We start from the raw sequence: 20,626 nt of genomic DNA, 5'->3' as shown, positions 1-20,626 counted from the left end.
GACGATCAGTTACCCCGCCATTTTGTTTGATACAGATCATGACGACGGTCGCGCAAGTTCTGCACCGTACCGCTATTGCGAGCGACTCTTAATGCCTCTGGGCGTAAATCGGCAATGGCCACGGTTTCGACGTTGGGGGTCGTGTCGGCGGCAATGCCGTCACGGGCAAAATGGAAGTCGCAGGGTGTGAGAATGCAGCTCTGGGCATATTGAATATCCATGTTGGCTACATTAGGCAGGTTGCCGACATTGCCCGACATCACCACGTAGACCTGATTCTCGACTGCGCGTGCCTGACAGCAATAGCGCACGCGCAAATAGCTCTGGCGCTCGTCGGTGCAGAAGGGCACGAAGAGAATTTCTGCACCCTGGTCGACCAAGTGGCGAGACAGCTCGGGAAACTCTGAGTCGTAGCAAATTAACACGCCAATGGGGCCGCAGTCGGTGTCAATGACTTGTAATTCATTGCCTCCTTCAATATTCCACCAATACACTTCGTTAGGGGTGGGGTGGATTTTGGCCTGCTCATCAACGCGACCATCGCGATGAAAGACGTAGGAAATGTTTTCAACGCGACCATTGGCGACCCGCGTTGGGTGGGAACCGCCAATAATATTAATGTTGTAGCGAACCGCCAAATCTTGCATCGCTTCAACATAGCGAGGGGTGTATTTGGTCAGTGCCTCTATAGATTGAATGGGCGTTAATTCCTGATCTTCAATCGACAGCAATTGTAGGGTGATCAATTCGGGGAAAACCACGAAATCACCTTTGTAGTCCGCGACCACGTCGACAAAGTATTCAATAAACGACATAAACTCAGTGAAGGACTGCACGCGACGCTGCATATACTGCACGGTGCCGACTCGCACGGTGTCGGGTTGGCGGCCGCCGTGACGCTTGGTGTGGGCGGCTGCAGCGGCGGTTTCGACCTTGGGGTTGTGCCAGACCAAATGTACGCCATAGCCCAGTGAGTCTTTGTCGGCGTTTAGGTAGTTTGGTACTAGGTCGAGTACTTCAAAATCGTTATGGAGTTGAAATGACAGTACTGGGTCGCGGGTTTTTTGGCTGACAACCGCTTCTAGGTAGTTTTCTGCGCTGCCGTATTTTTTAATGCGTCGAGATAAGCTGGGTAGGCGACCGACAAAGACAATACCTTTCAGACCCAGGGATTCGCAGAGCTTTTTACGGGCGTTATAGAGGCGTTGGCCAATGCGATAGCCGCGCACGCTACTGTCTACACAGACTTCCATGCCGTACATCCACTCGCCTTCGGGGTCGTGGCGGGTGCCGTAACCGTTTGCGGTGATTGCCGCCCAGCTATGGGGTTTTAAACAGACGTCACCACTAATCCGAAACGTGGCGCAGTAGCCGACTATGTCGTCTTCTAGCGTGACAACAAATTTACCTTCACCAAAATTATTGAGCTGACCGCGTAATTCTGCCCGCGTATAGGGATCAATTCCCGTGCCGTCGTAAACCCGCTTAGACAGTGCCGCAATGGCGGGAATATCCTTAATCATTGCATTTCGGACCCGCAGGACTTTGCCTGTGGAGGCAATTTTTTTACCACCCGTGGTGTTTCTGGCCATGATATAAACTCTTGAATTGGGCTAGGGGAATTAGGCTTTGCTTTTACTGCTGGCGCTGCGTCGAACTGGGCCGGACTTTACGCCTTCCGCCTTGTTTGAGGTAGTGTTTGCTGCAGCGGTTTTTTCGGTATTTTTATCATTGTTTGCTTCACTGCTGGGTTTGTCAGTGGTTTTGTCGGCTGATTTGCGATTGGTGGCTAAGCCACTTAAGGATTTAAGCACTCGTGCCGACAGGTCGAGGGTTTTCATGCCCTCGGTAAAGGCGGTTTTGGCCATTTGTTGAACCATCTCGGTATCGCCTTCGCCAATGCGTTTGTAGACCGCATCCCATAATGGCTGGGCGTCTGGCAGGCCGACCAAACGGCGCATTTCTTCTGGACTTATTTCAATTTCGAGATGAACTTTCATATTCTGCTACCCCGCATATTCAAATATTGAGTATGCCATCCGCAGTTGCCGGGTCAATCATTAGCGGCAAAATCGGAGGCAATATTTAGTTATTAAGTTGGCTTAGCACATATTGCAGAATACCGCCGTGCCGGAAATAACCCAGCTCTTCTTGGGTATCAATGCGAAGTCGGCCGAGTACCTCGTGGCGACTGCCGTCGCTGCGCGACAGTACAATACGCACTGTTTGTTTGGGGCTAAGTTGTTCTTCACAGGGAATGATGTCAACTTGCTCGTCGCCTTGCAGATCCAACATTTCTCTAGGTATCTCCTTGTCGAACTCCACCGGCATAACGCCCATGCCGACCAAGTTAGAGCGATGGATGCGCTCAAAGCTCTCGGCAATGACGGCTTTAACGCCAAGTAATAAGGTGCCCTTGGCGGCCCAGTCGCGACTTGAACCGGTGCCGTATTGCTTGCCAGCGATAATGACGAGGGGCTTTTCGATCTCTAGGTATTTCACTGCAGCTTTAAATATTGGCAGCACCGTTTCCCCGTCAGGTGCCAATGTATAGCCACCTTCACGGTCGACAAGCTTATTGTTGAGCCGCGTATTGGCAAAGGTGCCTCGGCTCATTACTTCGTGGTTGCCGCGCCGAGAGCCGTAGGAGTTAAAATCGCTGGGCGCAATACCAATGCTTTGCAAATAGTGGCCCGCCGGGCTGTCGGTGGCAATTTTACCTGCGGGTGAAATGTGATCTGTGGTAATGAAATCGCCGAAAACACCTAGAATGCGCGCGCTCCGCAAAACGGGGAATTCTTCGCCAGCAAGTTGCGGCTTGTCAAAAAAGCTGGGGCAGCGAATATAGCTTGAATCAACTTGCCAAGGATAAGTATCGCTCTTTTCAACCTCGATGGCCTGCCACTCCTCAGTGCCAAGGTAGACGTCTTGATAGGCATCGCGGTACATGGCGCCGCTGACAATTTTGCGTATTTCGTGAATTTCAGCAGTGCTCGGCCACAGGTCTTTGAGAAATACCTCCACACCTTTGCTGTCGGTCGCGATCGCCTCATCTTGCAAATTGCGCAGGGTCGTGCCCGCGAGTGCATAGGCAACAACTAATGGTGGCGAGGCCAGCCAGCTCGCTTTGACCTGGGGATGAATGCGCCCGTCAAAGTTGCGGTTGCCAGACAGCAGAGCGGAAACCACCATATTTTTGCTGTCGATGGCTTTGGCGATGGGCTCGCGCAGCGGCCCGGAGTTGCCAATGCAAGTCGTACAGCCGTAGCCAACCAAATCAAAGCCTAGCGAATTGAGGTCGTCTTGTAAGCCGCTGTCGGCTAAATATTTACTGACGACTTTAGAGCCGGGTGCAAGGGAGGTTTTAACCCAGGGTTTTACTCGTAAACCGCGCTCGCGGGCTTTGCGGGCGACTAAGCCCGCGGCAATCATGACGTCGGGGTTTGAGGTGTTGGTACAGCTGGTAATAGCGGCAATAACCACGTCGCCGTGGTGGAGTTTGAGCTTCATGTCCTCAATGTCGGCGGTTTCGTTTAAATCACGCTCGCTGTCTGCTAAATAGTCGCGCATGGCATTGCCAAGATCGCTGACGGCGACACGATCTTGGGGGCGGCTAGGCCCAGCTAGGCTTGGTTCAACGGTGTCTAAGTTCAGCGTTACGCTGTGGCTGAATACCGGGTAGTCGCCTGGGTTTCGCCATAATCCTTGGGCTTTGCAATACTGCTCGGTAAGGGCGATGGTCTGCTCGGTTCGGCCCGTTAGCTTTAAGTAGGCGAGGGTAGCCTCGTCGACAGGGAAATAGCCGCAGGTGGCGCCGTATTCCGGTGCCATATTGGCAATGGTAGCGCGATCAGCCACGCTGAGCTCGGCGAGACCGTCGCCAAAGAACTCAACGAATTTACCAACAACACCCTCGCGGCGCAGAATTTCTACCACGCTGAGTACTAGGTCGGTCGCGGTAACGCCTTCGCTGAGTTTGCCGCTGAGCTCAAAGCCCACAACGTCGGGCAGCATCATGGAATAAGGCTGGCCCAGCAGTGCGGCCTCGGCTTCAATGCCGCCCACGCCCCAGCCAAGCACGCCTAAGCCATTGACCATGGGCGTGTGACTGTCGGTGCCAAGCACGGTGTCGGGATAGGCCATTGTGCCGTCTTCACTAACCCAGACCACTTGCGCTAAATATTCTAAATTCACCTGGTGGCAGATGCCGGTGCCCGGCGGTACCACGTTGAAATTACGAAAGGCCGATTGGCCCCACTTAAGGAAGCGGTAGCGCTCTTCGTTACGCTCCATTTCTTTGGCGACGTTTTCGCCAAAGGCCTGTGGCGAGCCGTATTGATCTACGGTTACGGAGTGGTCAATAACGAGGTGAACTGGGATCTGCGGGTTAATGGCTGACACGTCACCACCGCACTTGGCCACCGCGTCGCGCATAGCCGCCAAATCAACAATGGCAGGTACCCCTGTAAAGTCCTGCATTAATACGCGGGCTGGCGAAAAATTGAGGTCATCGCCACCGCTGGCGTTATCGAGCCAGCGCGAGAAGGCAACAATGATGTCGGCATTTATGGTTTTGCCGTCGAAATGGCGCAGCTGGTTTTCTAATAAAATTTTGAGGGATTTGGGTAGCTGGGCCAAGCGTTCGTCGCCCAGTTTTTGCAAATCGTAGTACTGGTAGCTCTGCTCGCCGCAAATCAGATCCGAGAGCAGGTGTTTTGTGGACTGCATGGGTGAACTCCTATGAGCTTAGTCGTATGTGCATCGCTTACCCTAGCACAGACGGCTGAAAAAGCAGGTTTCTCCCAGAGACAAAACGCAAAAATGGAGGGAATACGGTCGGTGGTGCACTTGCATAAAGCCGACCCCGAGTGAGATATCACCAGCCGCCGCTCGGCGTTGCGTTTGATTAAAGATTACAAAGCCAAGGATTAAATCCTCACTGGCTTATTGTATATGGACGAAAAATCCCAAGATTTACACGGAATTCTCGGCACCAGCAAAACCCCGTTGCGGGATTTCGGTGCGGCGGGGCTGTGCCCTGGTCGCAAAGTTTTAGATAAATTGAATGAGAGCTGGCGCTAAATAAGCGCCATTTTAACCGAGTTTTACTAGCGAGTAAGCAGGCGGCGAATCTGACCCATGTTCGCAGATTCTTCGTCACGGCGTTCTAGCAAGGGCGGTATCATTCCATCAATCGCGCCGGCGACCTGTTCTCTGAGGCTAACCATGGTTTTTTGCGCGAGCCGCTTGCCCTTGTATTTGCTTAGGTCGAGGGGTGGGGCAAACTGGATATAGCATTTCTGGGGTTTCGGGATCAATGTGCCGAATACGCCTACAGGCACTGGGCCGAATAAGTCGCTCCGAGTATTTTCTGTGATAACCCCCAATCGCTTTAACGCGCGACCAATCAGCGTGTTGGGGAGATCCTGGCCTTCAATCAAATGACCGTAAAACTCTTCTGGGCCGACAATGGCCGTGGGCACTATGGTATAGCCGTGCTTAGCGGCGAGCTTGATAAAGCCGTAACGCTCCTTCCAGAGCAGTTTGTATTTATCTTCAGCTGGCTTGGTTGCTTCGTGGGCGCCGCCGGGAAACACCAGTAAATCGCTGCCGTTTTCCATTAGCGCCGTACATACGTCTGGGTGGCCAATAACAATACCGTTGTTGAGTAGCAGATTCTCATTGAGTGAGTTCCACAAGAATTTATCGCTGAGCGGTCGTAAAAACCGTTTTTGTTCCATGAGCATTGGCAGGCCAATAATCGGACCGTCTACAGCGTAAATAGCGTGATTGGCAATAAATAGGCAGGGTTGCTTGGGGATATTCTCAGTGCCGATAAGTTTGGGCTCGAACATCCGCTTAATGACTTTGTCTACAAGCCTAACCATGCGTGAGGCTGGGGGCTTAACTTGTAAAGCCTTTTCAATATAGCGAACAAGATCATCGCCGCTGTAGGGTACGGCGGTTTTATCAGTAAAGGCCATGGGTTGATCCTGTTACTTGGCGGTAAAATAGGTATTTTAGCAGAGTGACGATCGTATAGAAATTTCAATCAGAGGTTTCATGACTACATCAGCGCCGTTTTTACGACACTTTGGGTCGACGGAAAAGACATGACGGCGCCAGAAGGCGTGAACGAGGTTTTGGTTTCTGCAGGCTTTGATCTGGCAGCGGTACTTGCCATATGCGAGAAAGATGCGGTGAAAGATCGTTTAAAAGCGATTGCCAATGAGGCCATAGAGCGCCATGAGTTTGGTGCGCCGAGATTCTCGGTGGGTGATGAAATGTTTGTTGGTCAGGACCGTTTGTAGTATCTGGAGCGTGCTCTGCGGTAAATTGTGCTGAAATTAGGATTATAAAAATAAGCGCCCGATCAAGGTAGATACCGCAGTCTCTGTTTTTAAAATACGTGGGCCAAGGCTAAAGCTTTGCATGCCAGCTGCGATAAGTTTGTCACATTCGTAGGGAATGAAGCCGCCCTCTGGCCCAATGGCGAGTAGGCAATTTTGTTTAACAGATTGTGGTGGGCCTAGGTTGGCATAAGGGTGCGCTAGTAAGCCCATTTTGTCTTCCAGTAGGCTTGGCAGTTCGTCTTCAACAAAGGGTTTAAAGCGGGTGGCTCTTCGTAGTATTGGCAATAGGGTGTCGCCAGCTTGTTCCAGCCCTTCCAACATGGCTTTGTGCAGTGTTTCGTCGCTGACTAGCGGGCTTTGCCAATAGCTTTTTTCGACGCGATAGCTGTTTAACAGAATGATCTCGGCTACGCCCAATTCAGTGGCGGCGCGAATAATTCGTCTGGCCATCTTCGGTCTGGGTAGGGCTAAGAGCAGTGTTAGGGGTAGTTTTGCCGGTGGCGGGGTGTGCAGTTCAAATTCCAGGCTAATACCGGCGTCAGTCATCGCGGTGATGGTCGCGCTGCCAGTGAGGCCGTTGAGTAAACCGATTTTGAGGGTGTCACCAGTTGCGGCGCGCAGCACATTGCGAATATGTGCTGCGCGGGCATCGTTTAGCCTAATGCAATTGGTATGGTTGCCTAAGTCTTCAGGCTGCAGTAGCAGCAGATTCATTAAGCGGGTTTAGCCCACAAATCGTAGTCGTCTGAGTCGATGATATTTACCACCAAGGCATCGCCGGGTTTCACGTCGGTGAAGCCGTCTAAGTAAACCTTGCCGTCGATCTCAGGGGCGTCGGCCACACTGCGGCCAATAGCGCCTTCTTCATCTACGGTGTCGATGAGAATTTCTTGCTGAGTACCGATTTTCGCGCGCAGGCGCTGGGCAGAGATTTCTTGAGCGACTACCATAAACCGCTGCCAGCGGTCTTTTTTAACATCGTCCGGAACGTGGTCTTCCAGATCATTGGCGGTGGCGCCTTCGACCGGCGAGTATTCAAAACAACCGACGCGGTCGAGTTGAGCTTCTTGTAGCCAGTCGAGCAGAATTTGGAAGTCTTCCTCGGTCTCGCCGGGGAAACCGACGATAAAGGTTGAGCGAATCACCAGATCCGGACAGATTTCACGCCATTTTTTAATGCGATCGAGGGTCTTTTCCTGATGCGCTGGACGTTTCATGGCCTTTAGCACTTTGGGGCTGGCGTGCTGAAAAGGAATGTCCAAATAGGGCAGAATTTTGCCCTCGGCCATGAGCGGAATGACATTGTCGACATGGGGATAGGGGTAAACATAGTGTAGGCGCACCCACACACCCATTTCGCCCAGCGCCTCGCACAGTTCTAACATGCGGGTTTTAATCGGCTGGCCATTCCAGAAATCGAGCTTGTACTTGGTGTCTAGGCCGTAAGCACTGGTATCTTGGGAAACCACCAGAATCTCGCGCACACCGGCATCAACCAAGCGCTTTGCTTCTTCGAGCACGCTACCAATGGGGCGGCTAACTAGGTCCCCGCGCATCGACGGAATAATGCAGAAACTACAGCGATGGTTGCAGCCTTCGGAAATTTTTAAATAGGCGTAGTGACGGGGCGTGAGCTTAATGCCTTGGGGCGGCACTAAATCGACAAAGGGGTCGTGGTTTACTACTGGCGGCGCCCATTCGTGCACTGCGCCGACCACTTCTTCGTAAGCCGCGGGGCCGCTAACCGCCAATACATTGGGGTGTACTGCGCGAATTTTGGCGTCGTCGCCCATGCAGCCAGTGACAATAACCTTACCGTTTGCCTTGAGGGCTTCACCAATGGCGTCTAGCGATTCCTGCTTAGCGCTGTCGATAAAACCACAGGTATTGACCACCACCACGTCGGCGTCATCATAAGTGGGCACAATATCGTAGCCCTCCATGCGCAGTTGGGTGAGAATGCGCTCGGAGTCCACCAGCGCTTTTGGGCAGCCTAAACTCACGAAACCGACTTTGGGATTGGTCATAGAAACCTCTGAAATGCTTTAAGCGGCGCATTTTACCGGATTGGGGGGCTGGCGCCTATGTTTCTGTGATTAGTGGCGCGGAATCGTGGCTGGAGGTCGTCCGACGTCAGACGCCAGACGTCGGACGGGAACTCCGCAATAGCACAACAGTCAATCTGAGATAGCAGGGAGCAACCCACATGACACCAGCCATTAACCTCGCCAAAAAGCACAAAATTACCCATACCATGCATGAGTATAGTCACGACCCTGCTAGTCATTCCTATGGTCTTGAGGCGGTTGAGAAGCTTGGCTTGAATCCTGCGCAGGTGTTTAAAACCTTGGTGGTAGCTCAAGAGCCTAAAGGTTTGGCGGTTGCGGTAGTGCCGGTGGCGGGGCAGCTAAATTTAAAGGCCATGGCGAAAGCCTTAAAGGTAAAGAAGGTCGCAATGGCGGCGCCGGCCGATGTTGAGCGCTCCAGCGGCTATGTGCTGGGTGGGGTAAGCCCACTCGGGCAAAAACGGCAATTGCCGACCGTGCTCGACGAGTCAGCGGCGGGGTTTGCCACGATTTTTGTGAGTGCCGGGCGGCGGGGCTTGGAGATTGAATTAGCGGCACAGGATTTATTGGATTTGACCCGCGGTCTGTTGGCGCCCATAGCACAAGTGGATTAATCGGTAATAACAAGGAGTTGACTGTGAATAGCAGTAATGAAAATAGTAAAAGTGCAGTGATTTTGGGGCTGGCGTTGGTATTGGGATTGTCTGTTTTTGGCTTATTAATGGGTAAAGCAGCCGTCGATTACCGCCAATTGGAGCGCAGTGTGGCGGTAAAGGGCTTATCTGAGCGGGAATACCCAGCCGACGTCGTGATTTGGCCTATTTTGTTCACTGAGGCCAATAATGATCTTCCCAAACTTTATACCTTGCTGGATCAGCGCATTGCAACGATTCAAGGATTTTTGTTGGAAAAGGGCTTTAAACCTGAGGAAGTCACCGTGTCGGCCCCAGCAATTACGGATAAGTCTGCCCAGCAATACGGCGGCAATGTTAATGCGGAGTTCCGTTATACCGCCGAGCAGACGGTAACGGTTTATTCTGAAGATATTGAGCGAGTGCGCACGGTGAGCAAGCAGCTATCAGCACTGGGTAAGCAGGGTATTGCCTTTACCGGCAATAATTATCAAGCGCAAACCGAGTATTTATTTACCCGCTTAAACGAGATTAAGCCCGCGATGATCGAAGAAGCGACCCGGGAAGCACGGGCTGTGGCTGAGAAATTTGCCGCCGATTCTGATAGTGTTTTGGGTAAGATTAAACGCGCCTCGCAGGGGCAGTTCACTATTGAAGATCGCGATAAAAATAATCCCCACGTTAAAAAGGTGCGGGTGGTCTCTACGGTGGAGTATTATTTGTCTGATTGAATACTTACCAAAAAAGCAAAGAGGTGATGGAATGCAAGGCTTGTGCATTGTAGTAAAACAGGCTTCGAGCGCAATGAGATTCGCGTTGATGGGAACTCTTTTGTTTGTTGGCGGCGCATCGCTAATGGTGCACGCCGAGGCCTTGGCACAAGAAGACGCATTAGCACCAGAGTCGAGTGCAGAGAATCAGTCTTTTAGTGAAGACGCGTGGCGGCGTGCCTATGCAGAGCAGCACGATGCCATGTTTATCCGTTTAGATGGTCTTAGTCCCGCTGGCTTTAAAGCCGGGCTAACCTCCAGCGCGGGCCAGAAAAGGTTTAATAGTGACCGCGCGGTGTTTGGGGTTTTACCCCCCTATACAAAAATTGCGAGTGAAAAGCCCATACAGCTGTCGGTCTTTGGTCGCGGAATGATCGAACTGGAAATGGCTTTTCGGTTAACACAAACCGTCAGCGGTGAAATTGCCGATATTGCCAGTTTAAAAGTGCTGATTGCCGACGTTGCGCCCGCATTTGAATTGCCGGATCTGGGGCTGTTGCGTAGTCCAGCCGAGGGCGCTTTAGGTATTGTGCGCGCAAATGCTGCAGCACACAGTTTTGTCGTAGGCGAGGCGAAAGCGCTCCAGAACTTAGCGTCCACTAAGGGGTTTGATATTGACACCTTCGCCGTTAAGCTGAGCTGCAATAATGACGTGATATTGTCGGCCGTCAGTGGCGATATACTCGGTGGGCAATGGCAGAATTTGTTGGCTTTAATTAACGACCGAGTGGCGCAGGGCTGGGTTATTTATCCAGATCAGTGGTTATTAACCGGTGCAATTGGTCAAATGCTGCCGCTGCAGGCGGGTCGGTGCGAAGGTGAGATTGCCGGCTTAGGTAGCTTGGCAATCAACGTACTGCCCTAAAACTTAAGAGTTTTAACATCGCCTCCCTGTCGGGTAAAGGCTGTTTTTAGAGGCGCTCAGGCTTCTATGGTGCTCAGGCCACAATAATGCCTGACCGGCAGACCGTTATTGCGCAGTGCGCTCAGTAATTCTCGGCTATCGTCTTTATTTAAAAAATCTCCAATGCTCACGCACTCGCCGCAATGGCTAATACTGATTTGCAAAGGATCCCAAGGGTGGGGGAGAACGGTGACTAAGACGAAGCTGGATTGCCTTGGCCACTGCCAATGATGCTCACAGCAGTGATGGCCAACGTCAATACTCAGGTTTTGCGGGTCAAGACTGACAACCTCCTGGGCTTGCAGCTTGCGGAACACCGCTGCGAGCACTAGCCATAGCAGCAGCATTTCTAGCCCGATAAACGGTAGAACCAACCACGCCCCATTAGCAGCAAAGCACATGCCGAGTACGGCATTAAAAAGCATGATGGTCTGAATGATACGCCGGTTTTCCGACCAGTCTGCCGAGCAATTGGGGCGTAGGATAATCTCTGAACCCTGCTCTTTATTGCGGATATCAATCATAGCGAAGTCTCCCTTGCTACCTTGAGTCTAGCAGCAGATTTGGGAAAGACCGCAAATCTTAGAAACCGGTGTCGTTACGGAATGAGAATTAGGCTTTGCGGTATACCATTAAGGCATTATGGGTGGGGTCGCCACTTTGATAAAGTCGGCGGCCATCCCCTAAAAAGCCAGAATTACTCAGCCAATTGTCTAAGAACCTTAAACTGTAAAAATGGCGTAACTCAGCGGCGTTGTACGTCCAGCTTTCGTCGTGGTCGCGAATCACCAAATAGGCGCAGGGTTTCATTGCGTCACGAATCGAGCTTAAAAACTCCTCCCTCAGTGGAATTGGGCAATGATGCAGGCCATTAAATACGGTGACGAGATCTAAAGAGTTATTGGCAATATGTCTACCGATGTCTGGCCGGTAGTCTGCCAGTGGAAGATAAGCGCCGGCCGGCCAAATTTGATTGCGATCAATGATGTTGCTTAAGGAATAGCTCGGCGCTTTTTCGGCAAGAAAATAGCGTTCACCAACAATATTGAAGTCCTCTTCGAGTGCGTCAATATAGCGCCCGGTTGAACCAATCTCTAAATAACCTTCGTAACGATGAACGTTATCTAATAATTGCAGTGTTTGTGCAGCCATTGTCGATTTTTGTTTGTTTAAAGCCGGTAGCGAAAATGTTAATTCGCCAAGAAACGGCTTAATATCTGTCAACTTTTTTTGCAGTTGACGATACACATTTTCGTCGGCGTTATAAACTTCTGAGGCGGCCTGAATTAATTGATGAAGTTGCTGTTCTGGGTATAGAGGGAAGACCTTGACCAAGAAGGCAAAAAATTCTTCGCGAAGCTGGGGGTTGCGGTAAATATAGGCGAAGTTGCCAACCCCAATATCATTGCTCGTGGGAATGGCGCAGCTGGCGCAGTGCTGATGGTAGGCGCTTGACCCCGTGCGGGGGTGGCGACAACCGTGCCGAGCAACGCCAGAAACTGGATGAATTGGCGTCGCGATACCAGTTTTATTGTTGTTTTTTTCATCACGCTCAACTCATATAAAAATTTGGAGTTTAGGCCTTGTATAAGCTAAAAGGATCCCGGTTCAATCGCGTCAATCCAGCACAATTACTTTGGCGGGTATTCCGTGTTCTGGCAAGTATTCTTATCCTGTTAATAGTCGTTTTGGCCGTAAGCACTGCGGTGACGGTATTACGCAGTGGCGACGACAGTTTTGTGCCGCCGGTATTGCCGCTGACCGTTAATAACGTTGGTAAATTAAATGCAGTGCGGGTAGGGCAGGTGCTTCGCCCCGAGTCAATTGCGGATGTGCAGGCCGTGCTGGCGTCAACATCGGGCCGTGTTTCCATTGGTGGTGGTCGCTTTAGCCAAGGCGGTCAGACCGCTTATCCAGACAGTCTTCACCTGGATATGCGCAGCTTTAATAAGGTGCTGAATATTGACACCGCAGCTAAAACAGTTACTGTTCAGCCGGGTATTCGCTGGCGGGATCTGCAGGCCGCGATTGATCCGCATAATTTAGCCATTAAAATCATGCAAACCTACGCCAATTTCACTGTGGGCGGCTCTTTGAGTGTCAATGTTCACGGCCGTTATATTGGTGAGGGCCCCCTGGTTGGCTCCGTGTTGAGATTAAAATTACTGCTCGCCGACGGCAGCGTAGTAGACGCTTCGCCGAATACCAATGCGGATATTTTCTACGGCGCCATTGGCGGTTACGGTGGTTTAGGCGTAATTGTCGAGGCGACCCTGCAGCTCGAAGACAATATTGCTGTAGAGCGCCGCGTGCGAGTAATGGCTACTGAAGACTATGCCCAACACTTTCGTGATAATGTGCGCGACAACAGCGATGTGGTTTTTCACAACGCCGACATTTACCCTCCGCACTACAATCGTCTGCGCGACGTGAGCTGGCTTGCGACCGATAAATCGCCAACGGTTGCCGAGCGATTAATCCCCGAAGATAAAGACTACTACTGGCAGGTTAAAACGGCGGAGTTTGTTGCTAGCTCCAACTTTGGAAAATGGACGCGCGAACACATCATTGACCCGGTTTGGTATTACCCGGAGCGGGTTGAGTGGCGAAATTACGAGGCCAGTTACGACGTCGCTGAATTGGAGCCAAAAGATCGTTCGGAATACAGCTATGGCCTGCGTGAATATTTTGTACCGGTAGAGCGCTTTGATGAATTTCACGTGCAGATGCGGGATATCTTCCAGCGCAATAAAGCCAATATTATCAACGTCAGCGTTCGGCACGCCAAGGCTGATCCCAATACCATACTCAACTGGGCTAAAACCGAGGTTTTTGCGTTTGTTGTGTACTACCGCCAAGGCACTGACGCCGCCGCAAAGAAAGCGGTGAGCGTGTGGAGCAGCGAGATGATCGACGCTGCCATTAGTCTGGGCGGCGCCTATTATTTGCCGTATCAGCTGCAGGCTAGTCCGGAACAATTTCTGGCGGCCTACCCCAAGGCGACAGACTATTTTGCACTCAAGCGTCGGCTCGATCCAAACAACCGCTTTGTGAATTTACTTTGGGTAAAATACTATCCTAAAAATCGGGATTTACTGGCGCAAAGCAAAACAGATCTAGGTAATTACTATCGCAGCGAAGAACAAACTTTTCTGACGATCCCTGAATGGTATTTAGTATTCCAGCCCAAAGAATATGCCGACTATTTAGCGCAGGGCCGCGACCCTAGCAATTTCCCCTTTTACGAAAGCATTGAGGAATATTGGGTGCTTTACGATAGGGCCATTGCCATTAGTCGGCAGAGTTACCCAGCGAATACGGAATACCGCACCATGTTGCGGGTTATTGGTATTAGCACGACATTAGAATATTTAGCCAAGGGCGCATATGAGGGCAGCATCGGCCGCTTCACCCGCTGGACCGCGAGTGGTGAAGACACCGAGGAAGATAAGCTTATCCAACAGGCCCACCGCGCATACAGTGAACTTATTTATGACGAGCCGTGGTATGAGTTTGATTTTGCAGGCTGGCGGGATCGGCTCTGGGCGGAAACCAGTTTGTGGGGCGATCATCCTCTGCGTAAATGGGAGCGCAAGTTATTCTTCAGTGCTGAGTTTGGCTTGAAATCATTGTACGCCAAGGCCATTAAATACGCCGCCCAATCCACTTATGGCGAAACGGATAAACGGATTTACCTTACGGCTCAACGTGTCATCAGCAATAGCATTCGATTGCCAAAAGAACCTGATGGCGTCGAGATGCTTGCCGGGGGAGGCGACGACTTTTTAATGTCTGTTCCCCGCCGGGGCGACTTCACCAAAACAATGCCACGCTTTGCTAGCGATGAGTGGGCGATCAGTGATATTTCTGGCAACCACCAAATTGTAGTGTCACTGCTCGGCTTGGCGGGTGCCGATGTGTCGGGCCTAGCGGGTCGTGAGTTATTCAGGTCAGTATTGGTGTCTGATGATGAGCGTGAGCGGATTTTTGTACTAGTTGGCGTCGCAGATTTAACACGCTTTCTTGAAGCGCTTGCCAGCAAGGCAAGCGAGCAGCAAATTGAGCTGGAGCATATCTTTGACTATTAATATGCTTGGCAGCTAACGCCGGACGAAAGTCCAGTTTTAACTGCCACCAATCAAAATCAATTTCCCTGTCTTAGGGTCGCGGTAGACCTGCCCCAGCGCCTCGTAGCCGTCTCCATTTTGAATTTGTTGCTGAACTGTTGTTGGCACGCTCGGCAGTTCTTTGCCTAGTGAAATATCCTGTTTCTGGGGCTCAGTCTTAAAATGCTGTTGCAGGTCAGGACTCATTGAAACCAGCGCTGCGATAAGCCCGCAGGCAAACACTAAAATAATATCGACCAAATTCGCCATCGGGCCAAGGGGGTCGTCGTTATTGTCGAGAAATTCGCTGTCGCGCCACTTATCCATGTTGCGTAGTTCCCAAGGCGGCAAGCTGGTGCAGGGCTTGGTCGTACCAGCGGCGGCGCAGACGGGCGAGGACAAAGCCGATCATGCCAGCCAGTAGGCCAATCACCGTGGTGTCGAAGGCCACGGTCATGGCAGTGGTGAGAATGCGCAACTGACCTTCGCCAAGCGCCGCTAGGCCTGGGCCGAGAGGTATTAAGGTGCCCATCAAACCCAGCATCGGCGCGAGGCGGGTAATAAAGTCGGCGCGCTCAATACGGCGTTTACCCGCGAGTACCAGCGCGTCGCGGTTGCCAGCGTCGCGGAGTTTGCGAATGCCGCCGCAGCGCTCGCCGATGCAAATGCCCGCTTCGTAAATCGCCAACGCGACAAAAAATAATAATGCCCAAATCACCGGCTCCAGTAGCAGCGAGGTGATCTGATGCATAAGCCCTTGAGATAATCCGGAAACCATAGTGAACTCCATTTAGAATTTAGGCTGACGGCCGCGCCACAGGCCGCTGAGAAGCAATAATATTCCCGCTGCGAATAGCCATGGCAGGTAGGGGCTGATGGCGCTGGTTGGTGATTGTTGTTCAGCTGACGCCGCTGCTGATTCCTGCTTAGACGCGGTCGCCGGCTGGCTAATTTGCGCAGTAGTATTCGCGTCTAGCTGTACTTCCTGAATATGGCTGGGCGAGTTAGTGCTTGGTGCTTCCGGTGTCATTCGGCTCTTGGCCAGTACCGCTTCAAGCTCCTTGGCGCGCTCTGGGCTGAGCTTTTGTTTTACCAGTGCGTACATGGGGTGGTTGGCGTGGGTGTGGCCACTGCCGGGGTTGCCGTGATCAATAATATTGTCGCTAAATTGCTCGGCCAATTGCTTGACTGTGGCGGCGTCGGCTTGCCAAAAACCTTTGTCGATGGCGACCAGCATTACCGCCAAAATATTGGTTTGCACATAGCGGTTATTGTCTTGGGCCAAAAATTCCGCCAGCCCGAGCCGCATGGCGTCGTCCACATAAATGGCTTTCACTTCTTCCCACACGCGGTCATTGATAATGTCGGGGCTAGTCACCTGCCAGCCCCAGAGGTATTCAATAAATTCGCTGCCCATGGTGCGGGCGCCGGAGTAGCCTTCGGCCATGAGGGGCTTAATCCACTGGGGATTAAAGAAGCGGCCACGCAATTCCGACAGTAATGCTTCGGGCAGGGTGTCGATGTGCAAATTGCGGTTGTCGGCGTGATTGATTACCGCGCTGGCCGGTACTTTGCCGCTCACGGTTTCCACCGCCAAATTAAAACCGCCGAGGTAGTCGAAGGCGTCGTTATTGTCGATTAAACCGTAAAGATGGCTGGCGCGGCCCAGATAGGTTTGTGACACCCCCGTGAGCTGGCGACGGAACAGGGTTTGCGCAGACTCGCCCTGTAAACCCACTCCGTAGGCGTGGCCCATGCGTTTAACAAAGACCTCGGCCAATTCGCTGCGGTCCTGCCACGAGCCGCTGCGTTCAACCATGCGGTTAACCCCTGCGCCGTAGGCACCTGGCGCAATACCAAATACTCGGACACTGGCTTGGCGGCCAAGGTCGGCGGCCGAGATTGCGGGGCTGGCGGCGAGTAATTCCCGCGCCTCGTTCACCCAGTTATTGGCAACTTGGTTTTTGTCTAGCGGTTCGCTGCCGCCCTCTTGGGCTTCGTCTAAGGGCGCCAGCGCTGCTTGCAGGGCCAAACTCAGCGCAGGATAGTCGCGACGAATTAAGTCGCTGCTGGCATCCAGTGCGAGTAATCCTGCTTTGTCGAGCAGCAATAAATGCTGTCCGTAGAGATCGCGGAATAAGCCCGAGGTGGTAAAGACCACATCGAAACGGCGGGGCTGTTCGGGGCCAAGGGGCAGGCGCTCTAGTCCTTTAATGATGCCGCGACTATTCCAAATGGGCCGCACGCCGAGCAGCTTCATGCCAAAGGCAATCATCGCGCCCTCGTCGCGCACGGCGTCGGAGGCCCATAAAATAATGCCCTGCTTATTATTCGCAATATCGGTATTGGCAAAGGCGACGCCAGACTCGCCAGCCAGTACTTTGGCGGCCAGTGCCGTGCCTACCTCAACCCCAACGCGGGTGGGTAAGAGGCTGCCGTCCAGCGCATAAAAATTGCGGCCGGTGGGCAGGGCCTCGGGGGTGCGAATGGGATCATTGCCTTTGCCGGGCGCCACAAACTGGCCGTTAAGGCCGTTGAGCAGGGCGCGCATTTCAGCGGCGGGTGAGGCGCTGAGTTTACTCAGCCAGTCGCTGCGCTTGCTGCTGTCGGCGGCTTCGCCCTGCAGCATGGAATTGAGCATGGTGTCGATGGCCTTGGGCTGCCAGTCGCGGCCAAACACATGCAGGCCCAAGGGCATAAATTGCTCTTGGAGCTTGGTGAGGTAGTGACCAATTTCGTGGAGTAAGAAATCGTCGTCAATCTCATCAAAGCCAACGCCGCGCACTTGCAGTTCTTCGTCCATACTGGCAATAAGTTCGTCACGTAAATTAAACTCATCTACTTTGCGGCGCAGGGTTTCTATGGCGCGGGCTTTGGTACTACCGTCGCTGGCGGCTTCGGCGCTTTCAATTAATTGCCGCAGTTCGAGCAGCTTGTCGTATAGCTCGGTGGCGGCAAGTGGTGGCGTGAGGTGATCGACCATGACCGCTAAGCCCCGGCGCTTGGCCTGAATGCCCTCGCCAACGCCATCGACAATATAGGGGTAAATGCCCGGTAAATCTCCCGCCGCAATACTGGGGTAGTCACTGGCAGAAAGTCCCACGCTGCGCTTGGGCAAAAATTCATAGGTAGAGTGGCGACCAATGTGAACAAGGGCGTCGGCTTTAAACACGTCCTGCAAATAATGGTAAAAAGCCAAATATTGGTGGGGCGGCGGGAAGGACATATTGGCGTGCAGCAGTTCTTCGTTTAACTCCCAGCCCCGCGGTGGCTGGGGGCCAAGAAAAACATTGCCGAATTGCACACCGGGAATGAGCACCTTGTTGTCCCACACCATCACCTTGCCGGGTGCTTTACCCCAGCCGCGAATACCTTCAATCCCCATGTCGATTAAGGCGCGGTTGAGTTCTTGGTTGGCTTGCCAATTTAGGCTTTGGCCGCTGGCCGCCTGTGCTAATAAATTCTGGTATTCGTCGCCCAGTTGGGCGAGTAAATTTAAGGCGCGGCTGCGGCCGGTGTGGCGCACGCCATCTAAGGCGTGGTGTAAATCTGTGAGGGTGTTTTCCATGCGGGCGCGAATTAGCGCTAACTGATCTTGGCGCTCGGTAACCGAACTGAGTTCGGCCAGTGCGGCCAATTGGGTCTGTAAACTTTGCTGTAATTCGCCGAGTGGGCCGTTGACCATTTCTGCGCGTACTGCTGGGGGCAGGGTGTTAAACCACTGCTGGTAGGCGTGGCTGGAGACGGAATTAATTTGCCCAGCCATGGCTTCTAGCGCTGCGGCGTCTTCTGGTAAATTCACGCCTTTGGCTTGGAGTACGTCGAGTAGCGCGTCGGCATCGGCGGGCAGCTCGCCAGTGTGATAGCCAGCGGCGCGCAGGGCGCGGAGTATTTCGAGCAGGCTCTCTGGCACGTTTAAATTGTCGGCGCCAATATTGTGACGGCCCGGTGGGTGGTTGTAATACACCACGGCGACGCGTTTGTCGGTATTGGGTTTTTCTTGCAGGCTTAGCCAGCGGGCTAGCCGCCGTGTTTGGCGCTGGATTTCATCGGCAAGGGGTTTGCTGCGGTATACACTGGCGCCGGTGCGCGGGTCGATTTTAGCGGTGGCGGCTAGCGCTAACACTTGGGGTTGCGACACGCCTTGCAGCTCGGGCATGGCCACGCGGTAGTGTACTGAGTCGCGGGGAATACCCTCGGCAGAGAGCTGCCACTGGGCGCTAGACCACTCGCTGATGCGAATGCCTTTTAAGATTGGCAACTTGAGTTCTTCTAAAATCGCCGTTACCGCTTCGCGACCCTCGCCGCCGCCAATCACAAAATCTTGCAGGGCAATAATAGCCGCAGGGCTATTTTTAAGCGGGCCACGCATGGCAGTTTGAATGGTTTCTAACGCCGCGACACTGGGCTGGCCCCAAGCCGCCAACACCGAAACACACTGCCATGTTTGCGCTGCGCAAAGCTGCTGGTGCAAGGCCCAGTCGCCGCTTAAGTCGGCGGTGTCGTGGTCGATAATCCACACGGTGCGCTGTGCGGGCTTGAGCTGGGCATTTAACTCGGCGGCACTGAGCCAGTCGGCGTCATCGCCGTGGTGCAGGGCAAAACGCAGGGGCGCAACTTCTTCTAGGCGGGGGTATGCTGCGCTGCTGTTGGCCAGCATTTGCAAGAGGCTGGCGGCATTGTTCACCGAGCGGTTTAGCCAATAGGCGCGGGCTTGCAACCAGTCGGCGTAGCGGGGCGCTTGCTTTTGGCTTTCAGTTAGAGCGACTGCGGTTTGCACACCGGCTTTGTCACCGAGAATATCCTCTGGCAAGCCCTGACTAAATATCTCACCGTGACGATCCCGTTGCAGGCGCATTAGGGCGCGGTCGCTGTGCAATACCGTGCGCAGCTGCTGGGTGGGGTAATTCATGGCCAATAAACGCGGCACGTCTTCGCCAAATATCGCCACTAATAAAAGCCGGTCGCTGTGGCTGATAAGAGCCTGTAGCTCCTCGTCGCTTAGCTTGCTTATTTGCTGCACGGTGCGAATTTGAATTGTTAAATCTTGGCGTTGTTCTAACAGCTGGTGAGCGCCCGCTATTAGGGTAGGTGCCGAGCGGTCTGAAACAATCGCGGTAATATTCATCGCCATAGCACTGGCGGCGTTAAGCAGCAGTAGTAAGGCAAATAGATTTCGGACTAGATTTTGAATACGGCCAGACATAGCATTTCCCCGCCGTAGCTCGCCCGCATACGGCTATTGAACAAGGTGGGAATAAAACGCGGGCTGGGGGCGTGGCAGACTATGGTTTTAGCTATGGCTATGCGCCAAAAAGCGAATCTGGTGTGACACCCCGCCACGTTCTATTCTTTGGTTTCGGGCCGGTCTCCGGACTCACAGAGTGCGTGATAAAACTCACGCAGTGACTATTCGCCTTCCCACGGTTTACGCAGTGGCTGTCAGCACCTAGGTGGCCTGACGGAATAGTTTTCTCTGTTTACCGTTGCGGGGGCAGTACAGGCATTGCTGGTGTAAATAGTTAAGCGCAGCGCACCTGTTTCCCGTTTAAGCTGCGCGCAGTCATTATGCGACGCAAGCACCTGAAACATCGGCGCCAAGGATACGCGCTGGGGGTGGGGAGTCAAGGTTTAGCCTAGGTTGTTGGTTAATTACGCCAAGTGGAGTTTGTTGGTTCACCCATAAACTGGCCAAGCATGTGAAACATATATTGGCCAAAACTTGGATATACGCCTTGAGTCTTCATTTTAGGCGATTTTTTTATCCAGATGACGGTTGATAAAGTCACATTAGC

General features: G+C 52.8%; 17 protein-coding genes and 1 riboswitch. Of the genes, 6 read left to right on the top strand and 11 right to left on the bottom strand.

Annotated features, from left to right (window positions below):
• Positions 1 to 5 precede the first annotated feature (5 nt).
• From HNQ57_RS01460 to acnA, 3 genes are all read right to left on the bottom strand, one after another.
• On the bottom strand, positions 6 to 1,592 hold the full coding sequence (locus tag HNQ57_RS01460; RefSeq protein ID WP_008249092.1) for a carbon-nitrogen hydrolase family protein: 1,587 nt from the start codon (positions 1,590 to 1,592) through the stop codon (positions 6 to 8).
• A gap of 30 nt (positions 1,593 to 1,622) precedes the next feature.
• Entirely contained in the window at positions 1,623 to 2,000 is a 378-nt protein-coding gene (locus tag HNQ57_RS01455; RefSeq protein WP_184460844.1) for a DUF6489 family protein, read from the bottom strand.
• 85 nt (positions 2,001 to 2,085) lie between these two features.
• Positions 2,086 to 4,728: an aconitate hydratase AcnA gene (gene acnA / locus HNQ57_RS01450; RefSeq protein WP_184460843.1), complete on the bottom strand. Its 2,643-nt coding sequence runs from the start codon at positions 4,726 to 4,728 to the stop codon at positions 2,086 to 2,088.
• A gap of 225 nt (positions 4,729 to 4,953) precedes the next feature.
• Between acnA and HNQ57_RS17990 the strand changes: the two genes are divergently transcribed.
• Positions 4,954 to 5,082, top strand: a complete 129-nt coding sequence (locus tag HNQ57_RS17990; RefSeq protein WP_264299225.1) for a hypothetical protein — start codon at positions 4,954 to 4,956, stop codon at positions 5,080 to 5,082.
• A 26-nt stretch (positions 5,083 to 5,108) separates the two neighbouring features.
• On the opposite strand, the gene HNQ57_RS01445 is transcribed toward HNQ57_RS17990, so the two are convergent.
• Positions 5,109 to 5,984 (bottom strand): lysophospholipid acyltransferase family protein, encoded by an 876-nt coding sequence (locus HNQ57_RS01445; protein WP_184460842.1) that lies wholly within the window; start codon positions 5,982 to 5,984, stop codon positions 5,109 to 5,111.
• Between the two features lie 87 nt (positions 5,985 to 6,071).
• Here HNQ57_RS01445 and HNQ57_RS01440 point away from each other — a divergent pair, with 87 nt between their 5' ends.
• Entirely contained in the window at positions 6,072 to 6,311 is a 240-nt protein-coding gene (locus HNQ57_RS01440; protein WP_184461117.1) for a DsbA family protein, read from the top strand.
• A gap of 42 nt (positions 6,312 to 6,353) precedes the next feature.
• On the opposite strand, the gene HNQ57_RS01435 is transcribed toward HNQ57_RS01440, so the two are convergent.
• Together HNQ57_RS01435 and rimO are read right to left on the bottom strand one after the other, a co-directional pair.
• A complete protein-coding gene (locus HNQ57_RS01435) occupies positions 6,354 to 7,067 on the bottom strand; it encodes a 16S rRNA (uracil(1498)-N(3))-methyltransferase (RefSeq protein WP_184460841.1) in 714 nt (237 codons plus the stop codon).
• The gene (gene rimO, locus HNQ57_RS01430; protein WP_184460840.1) at positions 7,067 to 8,380 is read right to left on the bottom strand and encodes a 30S ribosomal protein S12 methylthiotransferase RimO; all 1,314 of its coding nucleotides are present in this window, start codon (positions 8,378 to 8,380) and stop codon (positions 7,067 to 7,069) included. The genes HNQ57_RS01435 and rimO overlap by 1 nt, the downstream gene beginning before the upstream one ends.
• Positions 8,381 to 8,559: 179 nt before the next feature.
• Between rimO and ybaK the strand changes: the two genes are divergently transcribed.
• The 3 genes from ybaK to HNQ57_RS01415 all read left to right on the top strand — a co-directional run bounded on the left by ybaK (position 8,560) and on the right by HNQ57_RS01415 (position 10,686).
• Positions 8,560 to 9,033, top strand: coding sequence for a Cys-tRNA(Pro) deacylase (gene ybaK, locus HNQ57_RS01425; protein ID WP_184460839.1), 474 nt, complete (start codon positions 8,560 to 8,562; stop codon positions 9,031 to 9,033).
• Positions 9,034 to 9,056: 23 nt separating this feature from the next.
• Positions 9,057 to 9,782, top strand: a complete 726-nt coding sequence (locus tag HNQ57_RS01420) for an SIMPL domain-containing protein (protein WP_184460838.1) — start codon at positions 9,057 to 9,059, stop codon at positions 9,780 to 9,782.
• Between the two features lie 73 nt (positions 9,783 to 9,855).
• Positions 9,856 to 10,686 carry a 2-keto-4-pentenoate hydratase gene (locus tag HNQ57_RS01415; protein WP_184460837.1) on the top strand — a complete coding sequence of 277 codons (831 nt, stop codon included), beginning with the start codon at positions 9,856 to 9,858 and terminating at the stop codon, positions 10,684 to 10,686.
• 56 nt (positions 10,687 to 10,742) lie between these two features.
• Here HNQ57_RS01415 and HNQ57_RS01410 read toward each other — a convergent pair whose 3' ends face one another.
• Entirely contained in the window at positions 10,743 to 11,249 is a 507-nt protein-coding gene (locus HNQ57_RS01410) for a DUF2244 domain-containing protein (RefSeq protein ID WP_184460836.1), read from the bottom strand.
• Between the two features lie 88 nt (positions 11,250 to 11,337).
• The gene (locus tag HNQ57_RS01405; RefSeq protein ID WP_184460835.1) at positions 11,338 to 12,060 is read right to left on the bottom strand and encodes a class I SAM-dependent methyltransferase; all 723 of its coding nucleotides are present in this window, start codon (positions 12,058 to 12,060) and stop codon (positions 11,338 to 11,340) included.
• A gap of 248 nt (positions 12,061 to 12,308) precedes the next feature.
• On the opposite strand from HNQ57_RS01405, the gene HNQ57_RS01400 reads away from it, so the two are divergent.
• Positions 12,309 to 14,813: an FAD-binding oxidoreductase gene (locus HNQ57_RS01400; RefSeq protein ID WP_226968254.1), complete on the top strand. Its 2,505-nt coding sequence runs from the start codon at positions 12,309 to 12,311 to the stop codon at positions 14,811 to 14,813.
• A gap of 36 nt (positions 14,814 to 14,849) precedes the next feature.
• Here HNQ57_RS01400 and HNQ57_RS01395 read toward each other — a convergent pair whose 3' ends face one another.
• Genes HNQ57_RS01395 through HNQ57_RS01385 form a run of 3 tightly spaced genes read right to left on the bottom strand, consistent with a single transcriptional unit; the run spans position 14,850 to position 20,037 of the window.
• Positions 14,850 to 15,158, bottom strand: coding sequence for a DUF2149 domain-containing protein (locus HNQ57_RS01395; RefSeq protein WP_184460834.1), 309 nt, complete (start codon positions 15,156 to 15,158; stop codon positions 14,850 to 14,852).
• Positions 15,151 to 15,609 (bottom strand): MotA/TolQ/ExbB proton channel family protein, encoded by a 459-nt coding sequence (locus HNQ57_RS01390; protein WP_184460833.1) that lies wholly within the window; start codon positions 15,607 to 15,609, stop codon positions 15,151 to 15,153. Before HNQ57_RS01390 ends, HNQ57_RS01395 begins: the two co-directional genes overlap by 8 nt.
• 12 nt (positions 15,610 to 15,621) lie before the next feature.
• Positions 15,622 to 20,037, bottom strand: coding sequence for a cobaltochelatase subunit CobN (locus HNQ57_RS01385; RefSeq protein WP_184460832.1), 4,416 nt, complete (start codon positions 20,035 to 20,037; stop codon positions 15,622 to 15,624).
• 139 nt (positions 20,038 to 20,176) lie between these two features.
• Positions 20,177 to 20,433, bottom strand: a riboswitch (cobalamin riboswitch).
• Positions 20,434 to 20,626 lie beyond the last annotated feature (193 nt).

Source organism: Zhongshania antarctica, from assembly GCF_014202945.1.
Taxonomy (GTDB): Bacteria; Pseudomonadota; Gammaproteobacteria; order Pseudomonadales; family Spongiibacteraceae; genus Spongiibacter; species Spongiibacter antarcticus.
The sequence above is the reverse complement of the archived record's forward strand: the minus strand, read 5'-3'. Positions and strand labels throughout refer to the sequence as shown.